10 protein-coding genes are annotated in these 16,954 nt (G+C 34.2%); 5 read left to right on the top strand and 5 right to left on the bottom strand.

The features are described from left to right. Window positions 1–98 precede the first annotated feature (98 nt). The 4 genes from COC46_RS18860 to COC46_RS18845 form a co-directional block, all read right to left on the bottom strand. Window positions 99–1,562: a flavin monoamine oxidase family protein gene (locus COC46_RS18860; protein WP_255294972.1), complete on the bottom strand. Its 1,464-nt coding sequence runs from the start codon at window positions 1,560–1,562 to the stop codon at window positions 99–101. A 348-nt stretch (window positions 1,563–1,910) separates the two neighbouring features. After that, complete coding sequence (locus COC46_RS18855; protein ID WP_098811452.1) at window positions 1,911–3,254, bottom strand: (Fe-S)-binding protein; 1,344 nt, start codon at window positions 3,252–3,254, stop codon at window positions 1,911–1,913. Beyond that, window positions 3,251–4,663, bottom strand: a complete 1,413-nt coding sequence (glcD, locus tag COC46_RS18850) for a glycolate oxidase subunit GlcD (RefSeq protein ID WP_098811451.1) — start codon at window positions 4,661–4,663, stop codon at window positions 3,251–3,253. Before glcD ends, COC46_RS18855 begins: the two co-directional genes overlap by 4 nt. A gap of 86 nt (window positions 4,664–4,749) precedes the next feature. Continuing rightward, window positions 4,750–5,868 carry a CdaR family transcriptional regulator gene (locus COC46_RS18845; RefSeq protein ID WP_098811450.1) on the bottom strand — a complete coding sequence of 373 codons (1,119 nt, stop codon included), beginning with the start codon at window positions 5,866–5,868 and terminating at the stop codon, window positions 4,750–4,752. A gap of 169 nt (window positions 5,869–6,037) precedes the next feature. Between COC46_RS18845 and truA the strand changes: the two genes are divergently transcribed. After that, window positions 6,038–6,781 carry a tRNA pseudouridine(38-40) synthase TruA gene (gene truA / locus COC46_RS18840; RefSeq protein WP_098811449.1) on the top strand — a complete coding sequence of 248 codons (744 nt, stop codon included), beginning with the start codon at window positions 6,038–6,040 and terminating at the stop codon, window positions 6,779–6,781. A gap of 273 nt (window positions 6,782–7,054) precedes the next feature. On the opposite strand, the gene COC46_RS18835 is transcribed toward truA, so the two are convergent. Continuing rightward, on the bottom strand, window positions 7,055–7,477 hold the full coding sequence (locus COC46_RS18835; protein ID WP_098811448.1) for a VOC family protein: 423 nt from the start codon (window positions 7,475–7,477) through the stop codon (window positions 7,055–7,057). Between the two features lie 753 nt (window positions 7,478–8,230). Here COC46_RS18835 and COC46_RS18830 point away from each other — a divergent pair. The 4 genes from COC46_RS18830 (at window position 8,231) to COC46_RS18815 (ending at window position 16,853) form a co-directional block, all read left to right on the top strand. Next, complete coding sequence (locus COC46_RS18830; protein WP_098811447.1) at window positions 8,231–11,752, top strand: S8 family serine peptidase; 3,522 nt, start codon at window positions 8,231–8,233, stop codon at window positions 11,750–11,752. 185 nt (window positions 11,753–11,937) lie between these two features. After that, window positions 11,938–12,792, top strand: a complete 855-nt coding sequence (locus COC46_RS18825) for a MurR/RpiR family transcriptional regulator (RefSeq protein ID WP_098811446.1) — start codon at window positions 11,938–11,940, stop codon at window positions 12,790–12,792. Between the two features lie 420 nt (window positions 12,793–13,212). Further along, a complete protein-coding gene (locus COC46_RS18820) occupies window positions 13,213–15,591 on the top strand; it encodes an immune inhibitor A domain-containing protein (protein WP_098811445.1) in 2,379 nt (792 codons plus the stop codon). Between the two features lie 197 nt (window positions 15,592–15,788). Further along, entirely contained in the window at window positions 15,789–16,853 is a 1,065-nt protein-coding gene (locus COC46_RS18815; RefSeq protein WP_098811444.1) for a DUF871 domain-containing protein, read from the top strand. Window positions 16,854–16,954: the final 101 nt, after the last annotated feature.

Below are 16,954 nucleotides of genomic sequence, written 5' to 3'. Positions count from 1 at the left end.
GAAGAGCGGGGTTACCATCGACGGTAATGAGCACCGCTTTAGCAGGCGAAACAACGAAGAAAGCGAGCGTTTGGCGGGCAATGTGACAGATGAAAATTTTATCTGTTATTAACTTCATACGCTGTTCTAATTCCAGCTTCAATTGCACCTTCCATCCAGCCAGGTGTGGTAGATGAATGAGAACCAGCGAAATGAATTCTTCCCTCAGGAGTACTAATAAATTGACCTAATTCTTTAATTTGATCAGGTTTAAACATAACAAATGCTCCCCCAGAATAAGGAAATTCATTCCAATCATGTGAATAACCTATTAAAAATTCATTAAACACTTCACTTCCAAAGATATAAGATAGATCGTTTAACGCAATTTTTATACGTTCTGCTTGTGTCATATTATTCCAAATACTAGAATCATCCTCCCATGTATAACTCGCTAACATAATCCCTGTATTTACTGAATCTCCTGGTCTGTGACTAGGGAAATATGAAAACTTTATCGGTAGGTCAGTAGTTAATTTACCACCACTTATTCCATATTTTTCCCAAAATCTAGTTTTAAATTGAAGAGCTATTTTAGTTGAGTTTGCATAATGTATTTTTCTAATAACTTTTCTTTTTTCATATGAAATAGACTCAAAGGGAAGTAGGTCTACAAAATTTAATAAAGAAAATGGAATTGTTGAAATAACAAAGTCACTTTTAAGTTGGTGCTCTGTATTAAGAATTTGATTTTCAGTATATATTGTTACGTTTGATTCTTGTTGAATAATTTTTTTAACTCTTTGATTCGTAACAATATGGTCTTTAAGTTGTGGCAAAAATCCATTAATAAGCTGATCTGTTCCCCCGGTAATTTCATAAAGTTTTAAGTCTTTTGATATGAGGATTAAAACTTCCCTTAATATCGATGTAAATGCAAGTTCGGAAAACCCTTCTAATCCAACCATTGTTTCAACGAAGTTAATGGCTTCAGTAGTTAAGGAAACACCAACAGGGTTATATTTTAAAAAGTTTGCCATTGAATAATGATCATACAATTTAATAATGACTTCCCAATTTTTTTCAGGATCTTGATTAATAAAATCAATTACTGGACCGACTGCTAGTAAGAGTAACTCTAAAGCAGTTTTTCCTTTTTCACTTTCTGAGACTTTAAAATTTAATTGATCTGGATTCGCTTTATAATTATTTTCATTTGTTAATACGTTATTGATGAAAATAAGATCATTTGGAGTACTATTAATGAATTCATTTACTGGTAAATTAAATTTTTTTATATATTCAAATACTAAATGATGAAAAGAGGGGATACGCATTGCACCAAGATCTACATATTGATTATTTATAAATGGTTCTCTTTTTGTGTAAATTCTCCCACCTATTCTGTTATTTGCTTCAATAATGGTAACTTTATGACCAGCATCTTTTAAAAGTGAAGAAGCAACTAGACCAGAGATTCCTGAACCAATTATGGTTACGTGTTTTGGTGAATTCGTTTTTGGTAGTCCATTTTGAATTATGTATAGCATTTGCTCCATAGAAAGCAGTAATTTTTGAATCAAAGATATCACCTCAACTCAAATTATAAAGTCTTAATAAAATGTTATTCGTTTACAAGTTGAAGTAGAATTTTAAAAAAATTTTAATCAAACGTAAAACAAAATTTAGAAGTAATTGAAAATAGTCATATATGATTTATATAAAAAAACACAAGGAAAAATAAATTCCTTGTGCCTGAGTGTAGACAAAGTCCCAAAAATTTGATTCTCAGACTGATTGCAAGCGCTTGTCTTTCGAGGCGCGAAGCCTGATGAGGAGCGGAGTTACCCTAAACGGTAATGAGCACCGNNGAAAGCGAGCGTTTGTCAACAGTCTGACACAAGGAAAAATAAATTCCTTGTGCTCTTTCATTATAGTAATGATTTCGCTTCGTATTCAGCTGCTTTTAATAGTAAATCAACTATATGCACGACTTCTACACGATCTGATTGATTTTCTCGGTCTACACCTAGCTTCATTTGAAGTAAGCATCCAGGGTTAGCAGTTACAATTGTAGTAGCTTGCGTTTTTGTTGCTTGCTTCATCTTGTAATCTAGTATTTGCATTGACATTTCTGATTCGACGATATTGTAAATACCAGCTGAACCGCAACAACGGTCTGCGTCTTTCATTTCGTGATAGTACACATTTTGAATGGACTTCAATAGCGTTCTTGGAGCGGAAGCAGTTCTCATGACATTTCTTAAATGACATGAATCTTGATACGTAATAATTTGTTCTGGCAAACTTAGTTTTACTTTTTTATGAAATTCAACTTCCACTAGGATTTCTGATATATCTTTTAGTTTATTTTTAAATGAAATAGCTCGATCTTTCCAATTTGGATCATCTTTAAGAAGGTGATCGTAGTCAATTAGGAAGCCACCACAGCCACCTGCATTTGTGATAATATAGTCTACTCCAAGATTTTCGAAAGCCTCGATATTTTTTCTTGCCATATCTTTTGCAATTGATTTTTCACCGCTATGTCCATGTAATGCACCACAGCATGCTTGATCTTTTGGAATAACAATTTCACAGCCAGCTAATTGTAAAAGCTTCATCGTGGCATTGTTTGTGTCTAGGAACATTGTATCCATTAAACATCCAGAGAAAAATGCAACCTTCTTAACTTTTTCTTTTAATGGAGGTAAATAATCAGGTCGTGATTTCATTTGTTTCATAGTAGGAACCTTTGGTAAAACCTTTTCCATTGCAGATAAATTGTTTGGAATAAGCTTCATGATTCCAGCTTTTCTTGCAACGACTTGAAGGCCTGTTCGTTGATATAACCCTAAAAGACCTACTGCTAATCTCATACGCTTTTGGTGTGGAAACAGTTCTTTAAATACGACTTTACGTACAGCACGTGCAGGAAGAGAATGTTTTTTGTGTTGCGCAATAATATCTCTTGCTTCTTCTAGTAAATGACCGTATTTTACACCAGAAGGACAAACGGGCTCACATGCACGACAGCCAAGACAAAGCTCAAGTGTACGTTCCACATCCTCATCTGGTTCAATTAAACCGTCCGTTACTGCTTTCATTAGAGCGATACGTCCACGTGGTGAGTGCGATTCTTTTTGGCCAGATTCAATATAAGTTGGACAGCTAGGTAAACAAAAACCGCATCGCATACAGTTTAAAAGCTCGTCTTCGTTCATACGTTCTTTAAATTGTAGACCAATCGCTTGTTGTTCTTTAAGTGTTGTCATTTTGACACCACCATTCTTTTACGACTATCTTTTGCAAAGACTTTACCAGGGTTCATAATGTGATTTGGATCTAAAGCTGATTTGACAGCAAGCATTGCGTTAATGCCTTCTTTACCTAGCTTTAATTCGAGGTAAGGTGCTTTTACGATTCCAACACCGTGTTCACCTGTGATCGTGCCGCCTAGTTCAATTGCCTTTTCAAATATCTCTGCAAATGCCTCTTCTACACGTTCCATTTCTTCATGGTCACGAGCATCCGTTGGACATGTAGGATGTAGATTACCGTCACCCGCATGACCGAATGTACAAATTTTTACATTATGTTTTACTGCAATTTCATTAATTGCAGTAACCATTTCAGCAATTTTTGAACGAGGTACAGTTGCATCCTCTAAAATTGTTGTCGGTCTTAATTGTGCAAGAGCTGAAAGAGCAGAGCGTCTAGCCGTACGTAATGCTACTGCTTCTTCTTCGGACTTTGCTACACTAACTGAACTACATTTTTCCTGCAGACAGATTGATTTTATTAATTCGATATCTCTATTTACAACTTCTCCGGGACCATCTTGTTCAATTAATAAAACGGCTTTTACATCGGTCGGTAGCCCGATCTGCGCAAAGTTTTCCACAACTTCTAGAGTAGGTTGATCCATAAATTCAAGAGAAGTAGGAATAATTTTATTCGCGATAATTTTAGATACAGTTTTAGCAGCATCCTCTAAGCTATCATATAATGCAAGCATTGTTTTTTTCGTTTCTGGCATTGGAATAAGCTTTAAAGTAGCCTCAGTAATAATACCTAATGTTCCTTCAGAACCAACAAATAGACGTGTAAAATCATATCCTGCAACGTCTTTAGCTAGTTTTCCGCCAGTTCGAATAATGTCTCCGTTTGCTAATACGATTTCAAGAGCAATAACATAATCACGTGTTACGCCATATTTTAATCCGCGTAAGCCACCTGAATTTTCATTAATATTTCCGCCAATCGTAGAAATTTTCATTGAGCTAGGATCTGGTGGATAAAATAATCCTTTTTCTTCGATTGTATTGATCATATCAAGGGTAATGACACCAGGTTGAACAGTAATTGTTAAGTTTTCTTCATCGATCTCAAGAATATTATTTAAATGCTTAAATAGTAAAACGATTCCGCCGTCTGTTGGACAAGTACCACCACATAAATTCGTTCCAGAGCCTCTAGGTACAATCGGAATGTGGTTTTCGTTACAAATTTTCACAACTTCGGATATTTCCTTAGTAGAACGAGGACTAATGACAGCATCCGGAAGTGATTGCAAATTTGGTGTAGCGTCGTAAGAATATACGAGTCTTTCTACTTTTGAATCATCATAATTTTCTTTTCCAACAATTGCTATAAAGCTTTGAGCAATGTCTTTTGTAATCATAACTAAATTCCCCCCATTATCTTAATTCAAGTATAAAGAGTTAGTAGATGAATTTACTATAGAGGAACATACAGAAAAAACACCTATTATCGGTGTTTTTTTGTAGAATCATCTAGTAGGTATGTTCCTATATACAATTTAGATAAATCTCGGATGTCTTTAGGATTTAGTTTCGTTAATTCAGTAATTTTACTTAGGCGATACAGAAGTGTGTTGATATGAATATGTAGTGATTGTGCGGTATTTTTAAGAGATTGGTTATGGTTTATATACTCTTTAATTGTAATAAATAAATCTTCTTCTTTTATTATCGGTGCAATAGTACGGTCTATAAATGTTTTCTTAATCTCTTGTGAAAGTTCCTGTAGTATTAAATCAATTGTTAAATCTTCATCATAAATAATTGAACTTGTTTTTAATGCAACTTTTAATGAACGAGCTGCTTGATGGTATGATTGATGTAATTGTTTTGGGGGAATTGTTTGCCCAACACCTGCAGCGATGGGTGAATTTAATCGACTTTTTATGATTTCATATAGATCATTGATTCTTTGTAGTTTATGAATATCTTTTTGGGAGTCATCAACCTTCATTAAGAATACAATTCGATTATTGCCCCAACGAACAAATACGTCATCTTTATTTCGATTTGTTAAATCTATTATTAGTTGTCTTGTATCAATTGGAAGTATATTTGAATTTTCCCATTCGAATATGATAACTTGCCTTAAAAAATTCAAATCAATATTTAGCATAGTAGAACGCTCGTAAAAATGTTCATCCCACTCAATATGTTGAATCCAATCAAATACAAATACTTCAAGAGCTCTTTGTTGTAGATCAATTTGATCCGTATAATAGTTTTCTCTTATTAATAATTCTGTCATTCTACGAAGCATTTCTCCAAAAGGTGAAATTTGCTCGGGATTTCCTGTAATTCCAATCACTCCGACTATTTCATTTTGAAAATAAATAGGAAGATTAATACCAGCCTTTACTCCATTTAATCGGTTTTCATCATCAGATGTAATCGTAAACGTTTTTCTCTCATTAATTGCAATTAAAGAGCCTTCATGAAATGTGCCAGTTCGTGTTGGGTCTGTACTTGCTATAATAATGCCCTCTGTATTTATAATAATAATATCCTCGTGGATAAGTTTCCTAACTTCGTTTATGATTTTTAAAGCTAACTCATCAAGTACCATGGTTTTCTCCAATCACAATAGTTAATACTAGTATAAAGAAAAATTTCGTTATTTCTACTATATGTTATACAATTTAGTTTGTGAAAAATGATAAAAGTTATGTCTTAGGGAAAGGGAGTACAAGTTTCAATTGGAACGAATACATATTAGTTAGTTAAAGGAGTAAGAGATGAACAATTATAAATTAATCATTCAATATGACGGGGCCCGTTATAAAGGTTGGCAAAGGCTTGGTAATGGTGAAAATACAATTCAAGGTAAAATCGAAAATGTACTATCTGAAATGGTAGGAAGACAAATTGAAATTATTGGAAGCAGTCGGACGGATGCAGGTGTGCATGCATTTGAGCAGGTTGCTAATTTTAAAATAAAAGAAAGCTTACCTGAATTAGAAGTTAGAAATTATTTAAATCGTTATCTACCTAATGATATTAGTATAAAAGAAGTTTCCATGGAATCAGACCGTTTTCATTCAAGATATAATACTAGCGCTAAAACGTATTTATACAAAATTTGGAATGAAGAATATTCGAATCCATTTATGCGCAAATATAGTATGCATGTAGAAGAAAAACTAGATCTCAAATTAATGAAGGCTGCCGCAAAATACTTTTTAGGTGAGCACGATTTTACAGCATTCTCAAATGCCAAGTCTAAGAAGAAATCGATGGTTCGAGAAATTTACTCAATTGATTTTGAAAAGAAAGATGGATTTATTCAAATCAGAATAAGCGGAAATGGGTTCTTATACAATATGGTTAGAAAAATTGTAGGAACACTGATTGATGCTGGCGCTGGTAGGTTAAATGCCGATCATATACCGAAAATAATTGATTTGAAGGATCGAGGACAAGTGAGTAATCTTGCAGACCCAGGCGGATTATACTTGGAGCAAATAGAATTTAAGTCATAACTACAGTAATAAAAAAGCATTGGAATTTTTAGTTATTCCGATGCTTTTTATTTTTTAGATAGTCTATTTATTTGATATCTTCTACCAAATAAGCTCTTTCTTTAAGATGAACGTTGGATTCCCCTTAATGAACTGCATCGCTCCGATTACAATTACTGCACCTAACTGAAATATAGATAGTTTGCGATAATTGGGGGAGTAAGAGGATGCAAATAAATAAAAGGAAATGAATCTTATAAAAAAGGTTCATTTCCTTTATTTGTCATTTGAAAATTAAAATCCACCGGTTCCGTGATTAAACATCCAGTGGATGCCGAATTTGTCAGTTAGACTGCCATAAGCTTTACTCCAAAAAGTTTCTTGAAGCTCCATTTCTACTTTCCCGCCATCACTTAATTTAGTGAAGACAGATCTAAGTTCATCTAGATCTTCACTTAAGAAAGATAGATGAATATTATTTCCTTGGTTAAAAGGGAAACCAGGGAATGTATCTGAGAACATAACGTTACTACCGCTAATGTTAAGTCTTGTATGCATAACTAAATTTTTTGCTTCTTCTGGTAGTGGGTACTCAGGGTTTGGTGGTGCTTCACCAAACGTCATGATTTTTGGTGTTTCTGTGTTAAATACAGTTGCATAGAATTCAACTGCTTCGCGAGTATTTCCATTAAAGTTTAAATAAACATCGATTGGCATTTAATTCACTCCTATTTGTTATGTATTTAAAAGCCTACAAATCCATTCTATCCATAAAAAGGTAATTTAACAATTAAAGATTTGTGAATTGTGTGAAATATTCTGATTTTATTTTTTGAGGGAGATAATACGTAATTAAAAATCGCAAATAAAAATGTGGAATCGCAAATAAAATCGTAGAATCGCAAATAAACATCTCAAAACGATCAAGATTGAGTCAATTTTATTAAATAATCCATCAAAATGAAGTGTTTTTTAGTCATAGGTCTATTATTTATAAAAAAACTGCCCCATTTTATACCTACTCATGAACAATACAAGCGATTATGTAAGAAATACGTAAAAACTTGTCGCAATTATAGTAAAGACGGATTATCCGGTGAATACAATAGAGTATATTTTTACCTATTCTAAAAAGAGTAGTTCTTAATGGAGGTATAAAAATTGCTTCATATATTCTATTAAACCTTAAAATGTCTCACCTATTCTGTTGATTTTCCCGATTTAATACGGTTTTTTCGAATATCCTCGACTGAATACGTCAAAAACTTCTCTTTTTCTACTTGAATTTTTTAAGTTCTCTTCTAATGAATATGCCAAAAGTCCGATTGAATAACCCAATATGATTATAGGGGTTACATCATTAAAATTAAGTTAGTATCAAGTTTCTTAGTAAAAGATTAGCGATTCATTGGATCTATTTTTATTTTAATAGATTGAGAACATTAAAGTTTACTGAAGAGGAGATTAGAAATGAAGAAGAGAAAAAGTTTTCCATACAAAGTCCTTGCAACGACAACTTTAGCTTCCATGTTATTTACATCAACTGGATTTGCTGAGGGAACAAATGAAAATCAAGTGCCGGCGCCAAATTTAGATGAAATTGTAAAACAGGGTCAAAAGATATTTGCCAATGAAAAGAAGAAAGCTGGGGGAGAAGCTGTAGACCCATTTGGATATCAAGAATTAAAAAATGTCCAAGCTTATAAACCAAATGATAAAGTACGTGTAATTGTTGAAGTTGAGGAACCATCAACCTCGGATTCAACTACTGAAATCAAAAAGACACGTTTTAAACAAAAGCAGGATCAAGTAATCTCACAAATTTCAAAGGAAAGATCGACTCCTAAAATTAAGCAACGTTTTTATGAAGGCTTTAATGGATTTAGTATGGAAACTGAATATCGTAACTTAAAAGATATTCAAGGAACACCTGGTGTAACAAATGTCCATATTGCAAGAAAGTTCCAACCATCAATGGGTGCAAGTAAAGAATTAGTACAAGCTCAAAAGGTATGGCAAAGTTACGGATACGAAGGTGAAGGATTGTTAGTAGCTGTTGTTGATACAGGAATCGATTATACACATAAAGATATGACGATTACTGAAAAAGGGAAGGCAAAAGAAAAATGGACGAAAGATACCATTCAAAGCAAGCTTGATCAAACAAGTGTTGGTGACGTTTGGTATAGTGACAAAGTTCCAACTGGTTATGACTGGGCGGATCATGATACAGATGTAATTCCGCATGGTGCCGGGAATGAACACGGTATGCACGTGGCTGGTACAGTTGGTGCAAATGGTGATGAATCGAACGATGGAGTGCAAGGTATTGCTCCAGGTGTACAACTTTTAGCTGAAAAAGTATTCTCAGATAAGGCTAGTGGTGCTTATGAGGATGACATCATTGCAGGTATTGAGCACGCTGTAACAATGGGTGCAGATGTTATTAATATGAGTTTAGGATCCGATTCTGGATTTGTTAGTGAAATAGATGATCCAATTCAAAAAGCGATTCGCGAAGCGACTGAGCAAGGTACGCTTGTAGTAGTAGCTGGTGGAAACTCAGCTTATAGTACACAAAATAATTTGTTACAATCTTCTGCTAAGCCATATGCTGAAAATCCGGATATTGGTACAGTTGGGGAACCAGGAGTAAGCCCTTATGCTATTTCAGTTGCATCATATGAGAATACAAGTATACATATGAGCTCGTTACAAGAAGAAAATGGGTTGCAGCTTCCATATCTAGATCAAACGCAATATAACTTTAACCTATCTAAAGTATTATCTCCTTTAGAATCTTATGAAATGGTATATGTAGGAGAAGGGAAAACGGCGGATTTTAAAAATCTTCCTGATTTAACAGGCAAGATTGTAGTAGCTAAACCAAAAGTAAAGTATGGTACTTATTCTTATATTCAATCTGAAGCGCAGAAGAAGCACGCAAAAGCGGTTATCCTTGTTCCTGCAAATGAGGATGTTGATTATCCGAGAGTGTATTGGAGTCCTTACTCTTTATATCCGCAGGCAGCTACGACAAGTAAAGCAATCGGTGATTCATTAATTTCTAAGTTAACAAGCGGTTATATTGTAAAAATGAAACCGTCTAAAGGGGTATATGTAGACAATCCAGATAAGAACACAATGTCATATTTCTCATCTTACGGAGCACCGCATACACTAGACTTTAAGCCAGAACTATCTGCACCAGGGGGGGATATTTACTCAACTGTACCAGATAATGGATATGAAGTGATGAGCGGTACGTCTATGGCAACTCCACATGTTGCTGGTGGTTCTGCATTAGTATTACAATCACTTTACGAAAAAGGCTTGAAGCATTCAGAAGAAGCAGCTTTAAAAGCGAAAATTGCTTTAATGAATACTGCTAAATTAGTACAAGATCCTCGTACAAATAACGAAGTACCATATTCACCGCGTATTCAAGGATCTGGTTTAATGCAAATTCAAAATGCGATTAAAACGCCTGTTATTGTTACAAGAAAAAATACACCTCTCGAAAAAGCCGGAGCGGTTGCATTAAAGGAAATTAAAAATGATAGAGCGATCTTTAACTTAAATGTTGAGTCACTTGAAACTGGGAAACCTAAGGAAGAATATGAGTATACTGTAAATGTAGATTTATTAACGGATGGAATTGAAACGAAGCAGTTTGACTTAGACGCTGACGGAGCATTAGATACGAAAGATTACTTAACTTTAACAAGCGAACCTATTGAAGGTGCTTCAGTATATGTAAACGGCGAAAAATTATCTGGATCTGAAGGTGCAACATTAAAAATTAAATCTGGCCAAAAGAAAAATCTTAATGTTGAAATTCGTTTACCTAGAACGATGAAGAAAAATGAATTTGTTGAAGGATTTGTGCGCCTTGTTCCAACTGGGAAAAATAGCGATTTAGCAGTGCCTCTAACAGTACCATATATGGGCTTTAATGGTAAGTGGGACGAGCCTAAAAATATTGACCCTGCAGCATATGAAAAAGAAGCATTTTTAGGTTATACAACGCTATGGAATGACGAAATTGGAGCAGAAGGGGTATTCCCATTAGGTTATGATCCAAGAACAGGAAAGTTTAATATGGATCGAATTGTTATGTCTCCAAATACACCATTAAACGAAGTATACCCATCATTTACAGTACTTCGTAACTTACAGAAGGCAGAAATGTATGTAGAAGATCAAAACGGTAAACAGATTCAATACTTAGGTGATTTTAGTGAATACACTGGGACTGGTCAACCTTGGAAATTCCGTAAAAACATTATGTCATACAGAGACTATTTGACTACTGGATACTTCTGGGATTTAAAGGATCAAAATGGGCAAGTAGTGAAGGATGGCGTTTATAATTATGTAATCAAAACGACGCTTGATTATAATGGCGCGAAGCCACAAATCGTAAAACTTCCATTGCATATTGACTCAGTTGCCCCAGCTGTTTCCGATATAAAAGTAACACCTAAGGATGGAAAATATGAAATCTCCTTTAAAGCAACAGATAGTGGTAGTGGCTATAATGGAGCAATCGTTTGGTGCAATGGTAAGTATACTCCACTACAACAAGGTGCAACATCTATTCTTGTAAATGAAGAGCCAAAGAGTCTAGTAGTATTAGGAGCAGATTATGCTCTCAACCATAGCTATACTGTTTGGGGAGATCCTTCTTATATCAATGAAGAAATGCTCGTTAGTTACTTCAGTGTATATCCAAATAAAAATGTAAATGCAAAAACGCCTGCTGGAATCAATGCCTTTGCAAATAACGCTGTAAACTGGAAAGTATATATTAAAGACGTTAATGGTAACGTAGTTGATTCTTTAAATGTGGAAAATCAAACTGAAATCCATTTGAAATGGACTCCAGAAGCTGATGTCCCTAATGGAACTTATTCAATCTCTGCGGATGTTTCTAGTAAAGATGGATTTAAAGTATCTGTTAAACCACAAACAGTTACAGTACAGCAATAAGGATGCAAACTAGTAAAGTGTAGGGAAGAATTTTTCCTACACTTTTTCATTTTGAAGAAGATTTTTAATGTAGAAAGTACTAAAAAAGCGACTTTATTTGGTTATTAATATGATTTTCTAAACATTTAGTTCATAATAGAGAATAATAGTATTTGTATGTTTTTTAGCAGAAAGGTGTTTAGTAAATGAAACATTTAACAATCTTATCAAAAATTGAAAATTATATGGATCGATTTACGCAAGCAGAAAAAAAGATCGCTGTCTATATAATGGATCATGCTGAAATAGTTCCGAACTTAACGACTAAAGATATTTCTAATAATACTGGAGCTAGTGAAGCGAGTGTTGTTAGATTTTGTAAAACAATTGGAATTGGAAGTTTTAAAGCGTTTAAAATAGCCTTAGTGCGTGATTTGACTGTAGCTGAAATGAATATAAATGACTTTTCTGTAATGGATAAAAAGGACACGCCGTATGATTTATTTAATAAAGTAACATATGTAAATAAAGCTGCGATTGAAGCTACAGTATCAACTTTAGATAAAAGAGAATTAGAAAAAGCAACGGATGAAATTGTAAAAGCTAAGAAGATTATATTTTATGGAGTTGGCGGTTCAGCTGTATCGGCTATGGACGGAGCGTATAAATTTGGAAAAATTGGCTACCATGCCATAATGTCTCCTGACTTCCATATGGTCATCACTCTAGTGGGACATATGGAGGAAGGTGATATTTTTGTAGCTGTATCTAACTCCGGTAAAACCAAAGATGTTTTAGAGCTTGCACGCTTTGCTAAGAAAAGGGGAGCTACAATCATTGCGATTACTAAGCTTGGGAAGTCTCCGTTATATAAGGAAGCAGATATCAAGCTTTGTACACCAGATATGGAACAAGATAATCGAATTGGGAGTATAGCCTCTAAAATGGCACAACAAAATATAATCGATTCTTTATATGTCATATGCTTTAACCGAATCGGAAACAAAGTATCAAGTAAGCTTCATGAATATAGTGAAGAAGCGGGCAAGTTAAGAAGATAAAAGTGAATCTGGATCATGAAGAAGGTGAGCAAAAGTAAATTTTGTCTTGTCTTCTTTTTTTGGATTTTTTCCAAATACTAGAAGTAGCAAAAATGAAAAAACATTAATTGAAAATTATATATACATAGAAATAATTACGTATATTACAATTTTTAATTATTTTTTTAATAATTGTAATAATGCTAAAGGACTATATTTTTAAAATAGAATAAAAGAATAATATAGCCTAAAAGACTGGTTTTTTAGAAAAGCAACCTATAAAAATTGATGAAATTCGTCATTCTATTATGCGAAAAAGTACGAAAAATATTAAAAAAATGCGAAAATTGTCAGTATTTGATGAAAAGAACCCTCTATAATTTAAAGAATTTTTGGAATATTATTAAAATGTACTTTGAAAATTATTTAGGGGGGCTTATTTTGAACAAGTTTGTTTTATCTAGTTTCGCATCTGTGATGGTTGCAGGCACATTATTTTCTGGAATTCCATTAAAAACAGCATCATCTGAAAGTTTAAGTAAAGTGCATAGTCAATTGGCTAATCACTCAAAAAGTACTTTAGATTTATCGTTAGTAAATGATGAAAAACTTTTAGCTGCATTAGTAAAACGTGGAGTGATTTCTGCAAATGCTTCTAAAGCACAGAAACAAGTTGCATTACAAAAATATTTAGAGGTTAAAGGCCAAGCGGATCTAGTAACAGGAAAAGATCCAATTGCTAGCAAAGTTAAGAAAGCAGAAGCTGCTAAACATAATGAATTTAAAGATTTTAATAACGGATTATTACATGGAAATGGTAAGAAAAATGGCCAATTAAAGGGTAATCCTGATCCAGTTAAAGAGTCAGCTTCTCCTGGTGTTGTAAAGAAAGGTAAGCTATTAACATTAACGGTAGAGTATTCTGATTTCCCTCATAATACGCTTACGAAGGCAGATACAGATAACTACTATACAGACTATTCACTACAACACTATGAAGATATGATTTTTGGTAAAAATGGTGTGAAAGGCCCAAACGGAGAAACCTTCCTTTCTCAAAAACAATATTATGAACAACAATCTGGTGGAACTTATACTGTTGAAGGTAAAGCATACGGCTGGTTAAAAGTACCAGGAACTGCTGAATTTTACGGACAAGATTCTGAAACTGGACATGATAATGTAGCCGGAGGTGGAGCAAAACAATTAATAGCTGATGTTTATGCTGCTGCACTAGCCAAAGGAATTCCTTTAGAAGAATACGATTTAGAAGATCCACATGATTTAGATGGAGATGGAAACTATTGGGAGCCAGATGGTTTAGTTGATCATCTTCAAATTATTCACGCAGGTATGGGACAAGAAGCTGGTGGTGGTAAACTTGGAGACAATGCAATTTGGTCACACCGTTCTGCTAAATTCGTTGATCTAGATGGACTTGGTAAAGGTAAACCTGGTTTCTATGACTATACAATAATGCCTGAAGACGGAGCAACTGGTGTATTCGCACACGAATATGGACATGATTTAGGATTACCAGATGAGTACGATACGATTTACTCGGGTGCTGGAGACGCAGTTGAATATTGGTCAATCATGTCAGCGGGTTCTTGGGCAGGAAAAATTCCTGGAACAGAGCCAACTGGATTATCACCTTGGGCAAAATCATATTTCCAAACAACTTTAGGTGGAAAATGGACGAACCCAACTGTTGTAAATTGGGAAGATGTAACGACAAAAGGTACTCAATTCTTATTAGACCAAGCAAATTCACCACTTGGACAAAATAACCAAGCGATTCAAGTGAATTTACCAGAAAAGGTAACTCCAGTTAATACACCAGCTGCTGGCACTTATGAATATTGGGGCGGACAAGCAGATGAAATGGATAATAGCTTAGTAACAAATGTAGATTTAACAGGTAAATCGTCAGCAACATTAACATTTGATGCTTGGTACGATATGGAGCCACAATGGGATTTCGCATTTGTCCAAGTTTCAACTGACAATGGAGCTACTTGGAAGTCATTAGGTAACAGCAACACTAGAAGTGATGTTGTTTCTGAAGGTTATCCAACAATCTTAAACTCTATGCCTGGTTTTACTGGCAAATCAGATGGATGGCAAGCACAAAGCTTTGATTTATCAGAGTATAAAGGTCAAAAAATTCAACTTCGCTTACGTTCTGCAACTGACTGGGGTACTTCAAATGTTGGGTTCTTTGCAGATAATATTAAAGTAGTAGCAGATGGCGCTACAGTTGTTGAAGATGGTGCAGAAAATGCAACTTCTCCATTTACATTAAAAGGATTCACAAAATTCAATGGTAACAAATATTCAAATCATTACTACTTATTAGAATGGCGTAACCATAAAGGTGCAGACGAAGGTTTAGCTCACATTAACCGTGGAGGCTCTCTATTAAGCTATGATGGCGGATTAGTCGTATGGTATGTTGATGATAGCTTTACAGAGAACTGGACAGGTGTTCACCCAGGTGATGGTTTCTTAGGTGTTGTTGATGCTCATGATGACACGAATTTATTATGGAACTATGGAGCAAAAGCATCTTCACGTTTCCATGTAGCGGATGCAGCATTCGGATTAAATCCAACATCGGGTTATAACATTTCTTATACAACAGGAGAAAAATTGATTTCTCCTAGTCAAGTAGGTATCTCATTATTTAATGATAGCAAAGACTATAATAACTCATTCTTACCAGATGCTGGTCGAAACATCGGACATTACGGCTTAAAAGTTCGAGTTAATGGTCAATCTACTGATAAGTCTGTTGGTTCAATCGTAGTATATAAATAATTTCAAATGAGAAAGGTAACTTTGATGTTGCCTTTCTTTTTGTTATGACTCTATCATTATAAAAATCTTCCATAATTTGCTGATTTATTTGAAATGAAATTTCATTCGAAATATAAGTTGTATTGACTTTTAATTTCGAAAGCTTAAAATGATAAGCAAATAGTATTAATCTAAAATTAGGAAGAAGGAACGCGACTATGCTAGGTATATCAATCTATTTATCTGAAAAAAATATTGAAAAGAATAAAAAATATATTGAAATAGCAAAGAAAAATGGATTTCGTTCAATATTTACTTCTTTACACATACCAGAAGATGACCCTTCAACTTATAAAACACTTCTTCAACTACTTGGTGCTCAGGCAATGGAAAATGAAATGGAGCTTATGGCGGATATTTCAGCAAAATCACTTACACATTTAGGGTTAGATTACTCAACCGTTAGTGAAATACAAAATTGGGGAGTTACTGGATTAAGGGTTGATTATGGTCTTAATGAAAGACAAATAGCAGACCTTTCTAAAAAAATGAAAATTGCGCTAAATGCTAGTACACTTTCACCGGTGTTTTTAGATGAATTACTTAAATATGGATTGCAAACTGAAAACGTAGAAGCGTGGCATAATTTTTATCCTCGTCCAGAAACAGGATTAGCAACAAGTTATTTAATCGAAAAAAATAAATGGTTACAAAGCTGTGGAATTTCAACAATGGCATTTATCCCCGGAAACGATGAAATGAGGGGACCACTTTATAAAGGGCTACCAACATTAGAAAAGCATCGTGGAATAAATCCGCTCCATGCTTATTTGGATTTAACTCAAAACTGTTATGTTGATAAAGTCTTAGTTGGTGACATTAGTATAAAATTAGAAACAATGGAAGCTCTATCAAAAACGAAAGATTTTATTGAATTAAAATATAAACCTTATTCACAAGAAGAGGAAATCCTTTCCACTTTCGAGCAAGTCCATACGAACCGTGAAGACCCTGCACGCGATGTCATCAGGTCAATGGAATCTAGATTATATGGTAGTTTTGGAGAATACAGTTTAAAGCCAGTAAATACGATTATTCGAAAAACGGGTTCGGTAACAATTGATAATGAATTATACGGTAGATATGGAGGTGAGCTTCAAATTATGCTTACAAATCTACCAAGTGATGAAAAAGTAAATGTAATAGGGAAGATTATTGAAGATGATCTATCATTATTACAATATATTGGAGCGGGAAAGAAATTTAAGTTAAAGCGTGTTTAAATAACACGCTCATGCTGTTGAAAAAAGAACTTGTCAATTATTACAGGAAATTATCACTGATAAGTAAGTTATGTGATGTTGATTTCCACTACAGGTGCTCG

Origin of the sequence: Bacillus sp. AFS041924 (assembly GCF_002577195.1) — a bacterium.
In the GTDB taxonomy this organism is placed as follows: Bacteria; Bacillota; Bacilli; order Bacillales; family Bacillaceae_G; genus Gottfriedia.
This window is presented reverse-complemented; position numbering and strand designations above follow the sequence as displayed.

What these genes read in the sequence shown, in the direction of transcription:
- COC46_RS18845 (WP_098811450.1), bottom strand. Translation starts at nt 5,868, where the DNA reads ATGGTACTTGATGAGTTAGCTTTAAAAATCATAAACGAAGTTAGGAAA.
- COC46_RS18855 (WP_098811452.1), bottom strand. Translation starts at nt 3,254, where the DNA reads ATGACAACACTTAAAGAACAACAAGCGATTGGTCTACAATTTAAAGAA.
- COC46_RS18830 (WP_098811447.1), top strand. Translation starts at nt 8,231, where the DNA reads ATGAAGAAGAGAAAAAGTTTTCCATACAAAGTCCTTGCAACGACAACT.
- COC46_RS18815 (WP_098811444.1), top strand. Translation starts at nt 15,789, where the DNA reads ATGCTAGGTATATCAATCTATTTATCTGAAAAAAATATTGAAAAGAAT.
- truA (WP_098811449.1), top strand. Translation starts at nt 6,038, where the DNA reads ATGAACAATTATAAATTAATCATTCAATATGACGGGGCCCGTTATAAA.
- glcD (WP_098811451.1), bottom strand. Translation starts at nt 4,663, where the DNA reads ATGATTACAAAAGACATTGCTCAAAGCTTTATAGCAATTGTTGGAAAA.
- COC46_RS18825 (WP_098811446.1), top strand. Translation starts at nt 11,938, where the DNA reads ATGAAACATTTAACAATCTTATCAAAAATTGAAAATTATATGGATCGA.
- COC46_RS18835 (WP_098811448.1), bottom strand. Translation starts at nt 7,477, where the DNA reads ATGCCAATCGATGTTTATTTAAACTTTAATGGAAATACTCGCGAAGCA.